This is a genomic window from Bacillus sp. JJ1474, from assembly GCF_036965225.1.
In the GTDB taxonomy this organism is placed as follows: domain Bacteria; phylum Bacillota; class Bacilli; order Bacillales; family Cytobacillaceae; genus Cytobacillus.
Window position 1 is genome coordinate 1 of the sequence record NZ_JBALPC010000218.1, and the last position, 7,817, is coordinate 7,817.

The window sequence follows — 7,817 nt, forward strand, 5'->3', positions numbered from 1 at the left end:
GGATTTAATGGGCTTTAAATAAGCTAATAGTAGATGAAAAAGTGCTTAGTTAGCTCACTTAATCATTTGGAGAGGAGACCATATAAAAATGATTAAACAAAATGAAATACTAAGTTTTAGCATAACGAAGGTTTCAAAATGTATTCAAAATGGTGAGATATCACCTGTGGAATTAGTTGAGAACTTATTAAATCATCTTGATCAAGTTGACCCAATATTAAATTCATTCATAACGGTAAATCGTGAAGAGGCTATAAAAGAAGCGATTGAAATGGAGAATGAAATAAAACAAGGAAATTACAAGGGACCCCTTCATGGAATTCCAATCGGGATAAAAGATAATATTAATACAAAAGGTATGAAAACTACTTCTGGTTCCGAAATATATAAAGATTATATTCCAGAAAAAGATGCTTTTGTAATTGAACGTTTAAAAGAAGCAGGCGCGGTAATCTTTGGAAAGCATAATACACACGAAGTAGCCTTAGGTACAACGGGAGATCGATCCCACTATGGGGCAGTAAAAAATCCGTACAATACCACTAGAATGACTGGAGGATCAAGTAGTGGCTCAGCTGCAGCGGTAGCGGCGTGTCTTAGTTATGGAGCAATTGGCACAGATGCTGGAGGTTCTATCCGTTTACCGGCTTCTTTCTGTGGAATCGTTGGGATGAAGCCTACATATGGTACTGTAAGTAAGCGTGGTATGTATCCGATATCATGGATTCAGGATCATGTCGGGCCTATGACAAGAACAGTCCATGATAATGCATTAATATTAAATGCCATTTCCGGATTTGATTCAGAAGATCCTGATGCTATCTACCGTAAACCTGAAGATTTTACTAGATTAATTGGTAAAGATATTAAGGGGACATCTATAGGAGTTCCGAGTAATTTTTATTTTGAGGATTTAAATGAAGAAATATCTAAAAAAGTAGAAGAAGCGATAACAATTCTAGAAGCATTAGGAGTAAGGATAACTCGAGTTGCACTTCCGAATATAGAGAAGTTTTTAGATGCACAGCGTGTTATTCTTTCTAGTGATGCATATGCAATTAATAGGGAGGGTTTGGAGGGCTTTCCAGATCTTTGGGATGATGAAGTGAAGGAAAGATTGCTAACAGGACGTTATATAAGAGGATTTGAATATGCAACCGCATTACAAACTCGAAAGTTAGCGAAAAAGGAATTCAATGATGTTTTCGAAAAAGTCGATGTTATCCTAACTCCTACAACATCTATTTTACCTCCTCGTATTAATGAGAGGTTTATTGGAAATGATCAAAATGCTATTGTTGTTCGGCAAATAATCTCAAAACAAACTTCTCCAACAAATTTGAACGGTTTTCCAAGCTTAGCGTTACCTTGTGATTTTTCAAGTGAGGGCTTACCAATTGGAATCCAATTTATAGGTAAGGAATGGGAAGAAGCAAAACTGTATCAATTTGGTTATGCCTTGGAACAAGAGTTGTCATTAACAACAGCAAAACTAAATATAAATCATTTGCCCTAAACGATTGAGGGTTTGAAAAATAATAAAAAACAAATTAAAGAAATTGGTCCTACTTGGAAAAATAGATTGGCAATCAATGGAACGTTATTCCTTCTTTTGCGAATTCTGTATAAAACAACATACTTACAAATAAGGCATAATATCTTTTATTAAGTATGGGAAGGGTGATTTGTATGGCATCTTTAAAGGTTGCTTCAATTTGGAGATATCCCGTTAAGTCGATGATGGGGGAGGAATTAAACACATGTGAGATTGCGGAAAAGGGGTTATTAGGGGATAGAGCTTATGGAGTCATTGATAATGAAACTGGTAAACTTGCTAATGCTAAAAATCCTAAAAAATGGCCAAACATGTTTCAGTATCGGGCAGCGTTTGTTGAACCCACACAGGAGAATGCTGCAGTTCCTCCGGTAAGAATTACTTTTCCGGATGGTCGTTCGATTATTAGTACAGACGAAGAAAGAAATGAATTGCTTTCAAACAGCTTGAATCGAAACGTTCATTTGTCAACTCCATCCGCAAAAGATGTACAGTTTGAAGGATATATTCCTGAATATATCGAGGAACTTGCCAACAAAGGCTCGATTTTTACAAGAACTTCACCAAAAGACACGTTTTTTGATATTGATATGGTACATATTATTACAACCTCAACTATTAATTACTTAAGGAAACTGGCACCGGAAAGCAGAATTGAGGCACGACGGTTCAGGCCTAATATTATTATTGAAGTTCCAGATACGGAAGCATTTATAGAAAATGATTGGGTGGGTAAAACCTTAACCATTGGTAGTGTACAGCTCAAAATTTCTCAAGAAACAAAGAGATGTGTCATGACAACATTATCTCAAGGAGACCTTCCAAAAGATCCAAATGTACTAAGATCTATTGTGAAAAATAATGCTGGAAGCTTTGGAGTTTATGCTACCGTAGTGAAACCTGGGAAGGTAAGCATCGGAGACAGAATTGAGATTGAGTGAAATACCAAACATGGGGACGGTCCTTGTGTTTACCTAATATTTCCAATATAAAGACTCTGATATTTGTATGGATTTTAAAATGTTACAATTCAAAGGGTGCTTTAATAATAGAAGAATTAATTTATTTTTAAGATGGGGATCATGTTTTAGTTATTCCATTAAAGGGCGCAATTCTTGAAGAGGAATTGTGCCTTTTTTAGTAATAGGGCCATATTGTTTAGTTACGTTAATGGAAATTGTGCAGGTTTACACTTAAACTTTTGGATAGAATAGTTTAAAAAAGTGAAAGGGGGATTTATATGAGTTTAGCAAGCTATATTGGATGTAATGTAGAAATCCCACTTAGTGATGAAGAAGAATATAATGACTTAATGTATATTGGAGATTGTTTTTCAACTAAGTACAACAAACAGGATGTTAAAAAATATCAATTTACTACACCTTATGTTTATGAGGTATCTAGTCACTGGGGAATTGAGATATCAAAATATATGAATCAAAGATCATGTACTGAATCGAAAAAGAAGCTAATTGCATTATGTGAAATTATGGATAGCTATCTTGAAAAAGGCGATTATTTTGAACTTTATAGTTGTTGGGTTGGTGAGGAAAAGGACAAGCGAGTTGGTGAAAAAACCTTGAGTATCGATAACTTTAATATTGATTTGATTGAAATGCCTGAAAAAACATTGGTACGAATTGAGAAATAATAACTTGTTCAACAATCGGGCGCTTTTCTGAAATAAGGAATTCTTCATGAAAAGGGCCATTTAATGGTACAGGGCTTATTAAAATGAGGAGTAAAGTTTAGTGAGTAAGGAGTAAATTACCAATAAACAAGATGACGACATTTTGAGATAATCAAAGGGGATAAAATATTTAAAACTATTGTGGTGATAAAATGAGGAAATTTCCCTCAAAGCTAATATCTATTTTGTTTTATACAATATTTGTAGTAAGCACGATAATTACATTATTTATTGTATATAAGGATATTGATAATTTATTTTCTTTTAAATTTGTAATTGGCTATGTAATTTTTCTTGTTTTGTATCTTTTTTATTTCATTATTGCAACTGTAATCAATATGAGAAAATTAAAGTGGTTTGATATTAGAAAAAGAATGTATGGATTTATTGCTTCTTTTGTTTTCCTTAGTGGGACGAGTATCATTTATTATTATTTTTATAAACCGGCAGAAATAGATTATTATAGGATTTTTTTAATTGCTTTGGGAATATCACTAGGGGTTTCTTTTTTGATTTAGCGTTCTTTAGAAAGAAATAAAATACAATGTATTTAAACCTTTTCTTCAGCTAAAGGGCGCAATTCATGAAGAGGAATTGTGCCTTTTTCAGTAATCGGGCCATTTTGTGGAATATAACTTAATAATAAAATTTGATAGTTATGTTAAATTTTATTAGGTAAGATTGTGAAGGATTAAGGAGGAAAAGTATTGAAAGTAATAGATGAAATTTATGGGGAATTTATAATAGAACCAGTTTTGGAGAAACTGATTAATTGCCAAGCTATACAACGATTAAAAAAAGTTCATCAAGGTGGAGCGAGTTATTTAGTAAATAAACAATGGAATGGAACTAGATATGAGCATTCTGTCGGTGTGATGCTTTTAGTAAGACAACTAGGAGGTAAGATTGAAGAGCAAATAGCAGGGTTATTACACGATGTTTCCCATACAGCGTTTTCTCACGTGATTGATTATGTATTTGATGCAAAAAATGAAGATTATCACGAGAAGATATTTAATCAAGTCATAGAAGGTTCAGATATACCAACGATTTTGGCCAAATATAACTTGGACTATAAAAAAATCATGGACGACTTATCACAATGGAAAATACTTGAGCAGCCTTTACCAGAACTATGTGCAGATCGAATTGACTATACATTGAGAGATATGTTTCGTTGTGGAATCATTTCGCTTGATGAAATAAAATCTTTTTTAACTCATCTTGTGATTATAGATGGGAAAATTCATATAGACAGCATAGAGTGGACAGAATGGTTTGTAAATACATATTATAAAGAGGTCATTGATTATTTCTTAGACCCATTAAATATTTATGGTTACACCATTCTATCTAAAACATTAAAAATGGCATTAAAGAAAAATATATTAGAACCGAATCATTTCTTAAGTACAGATGAGAAGGTCATAAATCAATTATATCGCTCAAACGATAACGAGGTTATACACTTATTAAATCAATTACAAGAGGAAGTTACGTTAATTGAAGATGAACAAGATTTTGATTTTCATATGAAGCAAAAGGAACGTTTGATTGACCCATCCATATGGTTGGGAGGTCAATTGATTAAGGCTTCAATGATTTCCGAGAAAGTTCAACTGCAAAATTCAAAGGCTTCTATAAAAGCAAGAAAAGGGATTTATTTACGAGTGATTTCAAAGTGATGAAAAATATAGGGCTATAGAGGGCTTATCTTTCATAAGGTTAAGCAATGATCTTCAGCAATCGGGCGCAAATCTTGAAGAGGAATTGTGCCTTTTTCAATAATAGGGCCATATAATGGAATAATTTCAAGTGATTTTATCACTTGGGAATAAGAGAGATAAATTTCAGTTCAGCTTTAACTATTAGGACAACAATGCCAATAATGAACTCTTAGGTGGTTGCTTTTTTTATCAAAATGCACTAAAATAGATAAAATTATTCAGTGAGAAAGGAGGCAAAAAGTAATGGAAACTGTTTTCAGAAGTATAGCAGAAGAAGTAAAGTCATTTTTACATTTAGGAGATTTACATGCAACGGGATTAGTCTGCCCTTTTTTAAGTAAACTTCATATGGAAAACAGTTCCCGGAAACTTTTTGTCTTTTTATTTTAGGTTTATAGAAGACAATATAATTGTTAGTGCATTTTGATTAAAACTAAACAATTACTAGATGCCGGTTTTCGCCGGCGTCTTTTTTGTTCAAAAGGAGAAAAGATTGAGATGAGGATGTATACAAGGCCTCTTATTGGATGAGAGTCATGAAAAGTTAGCGAGAAAGATGTCGTTAGAAAGGGTGAGACTAATGCTTAAAAAACTTAGGCAATATAGAAACGTTTCAGTGTTCCAGACGCTTCTGAATTGAATTAAAAAAATTTAGAAGCGAGTAATCTCTATATGGAAAATCAAAGAATATTTAACAAATCATTTTTTTTCATATTTATTAGTAACTTTTTAATTTTTATTGGGTTTGAAATGTTGCTTCCTATTTTACCGGCTTATATGATTAGCCTTGATGCCTCTCCCATTCAAATAGGTTTAGTGACAACGTTATTCACTATAGGCGCTGTATTAATCAGACCTTTCGTGGGATACTTTCTAATTGATAACAAACGGAAAGCTTTAGCCATCGGTGCGAGTGCATTGTTAATGATAATTACCCTTGTTTATCCTTTTCTTAACATTATATGGATGTTGCTATTGTTAAGATTTTTTCATGGTACTGCATGGGGCGTATCAACAACAGCCAATAGTACAATAGCAGTCAACTCGATTCCTAAGTCACGCTTAGGAGAAGGATTGGGGTATTTCTCTATTTCAACAACAGTCGGGGCGATCATAGCACAGAGTTTAGGTATCTTTATATATGGCTTTTATTCTTTTGACATTGTAATTTGGTCATCAGTTATACTCAACCTATTAGCGTTCACTGCACTTTTATTCGTAAATTCGCATGCCCCGATAAAGAGAGAGAAAGAACCATTTCGTTTTTTTGATATGATTTTTGAAAAAAGCGCATGGTTCCCAGCATTACTGACGGTCATTACAACACTCGGTTTTGGAACGATTATTACGTTCTTAGTTGTTTTTGGAGAACAACAGAACTTGGATAATATTTTTCTGTTTTTCCTTGTCAATGCGACAGTCTCAACTTTGTTACGTCCGTATACAGGGAAATGGTATGATAGAAAAGGACCTTGGTCTATCATCATTGTGTCTGCCATTTTAGGATTTTTATCTTTAGTTGTGTTGTCTTTTGCAACTAAAGACTTTCATCTTATTATCGCGGCGATTTTATTTGGAGCAGGTTATGGAACGATTATGCCATGTCTACAAACAATGGCGGTTCAAAGTGTAAGTGAAGAAAAAAGTGGTGCAGCTAATGCAACCTTTTTTTCTAGCTTCGACGTCGGTGTTGGAGTTAGCGCATTCATATTAGGAATTTTGGCTGAATGGATTAGTTTAGAGATGATTTTTCGGATTGTTAGTTTAAGCTTTCTTGTTGTTGCTGTTTTAGTCTATAGAGATTATTTAAATAAAAAGAAATAAATAGACTTAAAAACGAATCCACTTCTGTGTTACTAAGAGGTGGATTTATTTTTATTACTTAAATTACACCAAATCTTCAACAAGCAAAAATTATTTATTGAAGATTGTAGACCTGTTGTTAAAACCTTTTTAGGAATGAAATTATTAATTTCTTCACTAATCAATGGGTTTCCTACGAAAATGGTGATATCCACCAGTGGTTATAGTAACCATGAAGATAATGGCTGGATTTATCATTATAGATTCCTGTTTTGGAAAGTCACTTTGATTTTGTTTAAGTGATCTACATAATTTTTTTTTCCACCAAATGAATATGTTACTAAAGGGCGTTATCCTTGAACAAGGATAAGCGCTCAATTTCCATTTAAGGGAGTTTAGTTGAACAAGGATATAGGGGGAGATAGATGAATAAGTTTTTAATAACTTTATTAGTATTAGTAGTATTGGCTATTGGGATATATTTTGTTATCGGGTTATTTAATTCTAATCTACCTAAACTAACTATAACTTTTGGTGAAAAGAAGCTAGAAGTGGTACGAGGTTCGTACTGTTGGGATGGGTTACTTAATTCTATTTGTGCTGATACAATTTCTCCTCCAATGCTGGTTGAACATCATAAAATTAAACCTGTGATTGTATCAACTGGATCTGAGTTAAAGATAGAATTTAAAATAGAGCCTAAAGAAAATACGTTGGGAGTAAATAGATGGCTTAGTAATAGCGAAGTAGAAAATGTTTCGCTAAGTAATAATATTTTAACAGTGCCAAAAGAAAAAGGTGTTTATATTTACGATGTCCATGCAGGATGGGATAAGGGAAGTTCGAGTTATGCCTTTGTAATTGAAGTTAAATAAATCTTGTTAAAGTAAAGGGGGCAATAGTTTAACAAGACAGATACTTATGATCTTCCACAATCGGGCGCAATTATTGTACAAGAAATTGTGTCATTTTTAGTTATCATCTTGAACATGGTAATGCTTATTTGACACAAACGGTGCCATGAAAATAAATTCTTTTTGAT

6 protein-coding genes are annotated in these 7,817 nt (G+C 33.2%); all 6 read left to right on the plus strand.

Annotated elements, in window-relative coordinates; genetic code table 11:
* Nucleotides 1–88: 88 nt before the first annotated feature.
* The 6 genes from V7164_RS22240 (at nt 89) to V7164_RS22265 (ending at nt 7,650) form a co-directional block, all read left to right on the plus strand.
* Nucleotides 89–1,516: an amidase gene (locus tag V7164_RS22240; protein WP_335355254.1), complete on the plus strand. Its 1,428-nt coding sequence runs from the start codon at nt 89–91 to the stop codon at nt 1,514–1,516.
* A gap of 173 nt (nt 1,517–1,689) precedes the next feature.
* Nucleotides 1,690–2,496: an MOSC domain-containing protein gene (locus tag V7164_RS22245; protein WP_335344784.1), complete on the plus strand. Its 807-nt coding sequence runs from the start codon at nt 1,690–1,692 to the stop codon at nt 2,494–2,496.
* Between the two features lie 299 nt (nt 2,497–2,795).
* Nucleotides 2,796–3,206: a hypothetical protein gene (locus V7164_RS22250; RefSeq protein WP_335355255.1), complete on the plus strand. Its 411-nt coding sequence runs from the start codon at nt 2,796–2,798 to the stop codon at nt 3,204–3,206.
* Between the two features lie 746 nt (nt 3,207–3,952).
* The gene (locus V7164_RS22255; RefSeq protein WP_335355256.1) at nt 3,953–4,930 is read left to right on the plus strand and encodes an HD domain-containing protein; all 978 of its coding nucleotides are present in this window, start codon (nt 3,953–3,955) and stop codon (nt 4,928–4,930) included.
* Between the two features lie 714 nt (nt 4,931–5,644).
* Nucleotides 5,645–6,796 (plus strand): MFS transporter, encoded by a 1,152-nt coding sequence (locus V7164_RS22260; RefSeq protein WP_335347791.1) that lies wholly within the window; start codon nt 5,645–5,647, stop codon nt 6,794–6,796.
* A 404-nt stretch (nt 6,797–7,200) separates the two neighbouring features.
* Complete coding sequence (locus V7164_RS22265) at nt 7,201–7,650, plus strand: hypothetical protein (protein WP_335347790.1); 450 nt, start codon at nt 7,201–7,203, stop codon at nt 7,648–7,650.
* Nucleotides 7,651–7,817: the final 167 nt, after the last annotated feature.

What these genes read in the sequence shown, in the direction of transcription:
- V7164_RS22260 (WP_335347791.1), top strand. Translation starts at nt 5,645, where the DNA reads ATGGAAAATCAAAGAATATTTAACAAATCATTTTTTTTCATATTTATT.
- V7164_RS22245 (WP_335344784.1), top strand. Translation starts at nt 1,690, where the DNA reads ATGGCATCTTTAAAGGTTGCTTCAATTTGGAGATATCCCGTTAAGTCG.
- V7164_RS22265 (WP_335347790.1), top strand. Translation starts at nt 7,201, where the DNA reads ATGAATAAGTTTTTAATAACTTTATTAGTATTAGTAGTATTGGCTATT.
- V7164_RS22240 (WP_335355254.1), top strand. Translation starts at nt 89, where the DNA reads ATGATTAAACAAAATGAAATACTAAGTTTTAGCATAACGAAGGTTTCA.
- V7164_RS22250 (WP_335355255.1), top strand. Translation starts at nt 2,796, where the DNA reads ATGAGTTTAGCAAGCTATATTGGATGTAATGTAGAAATCCCACTTAGT.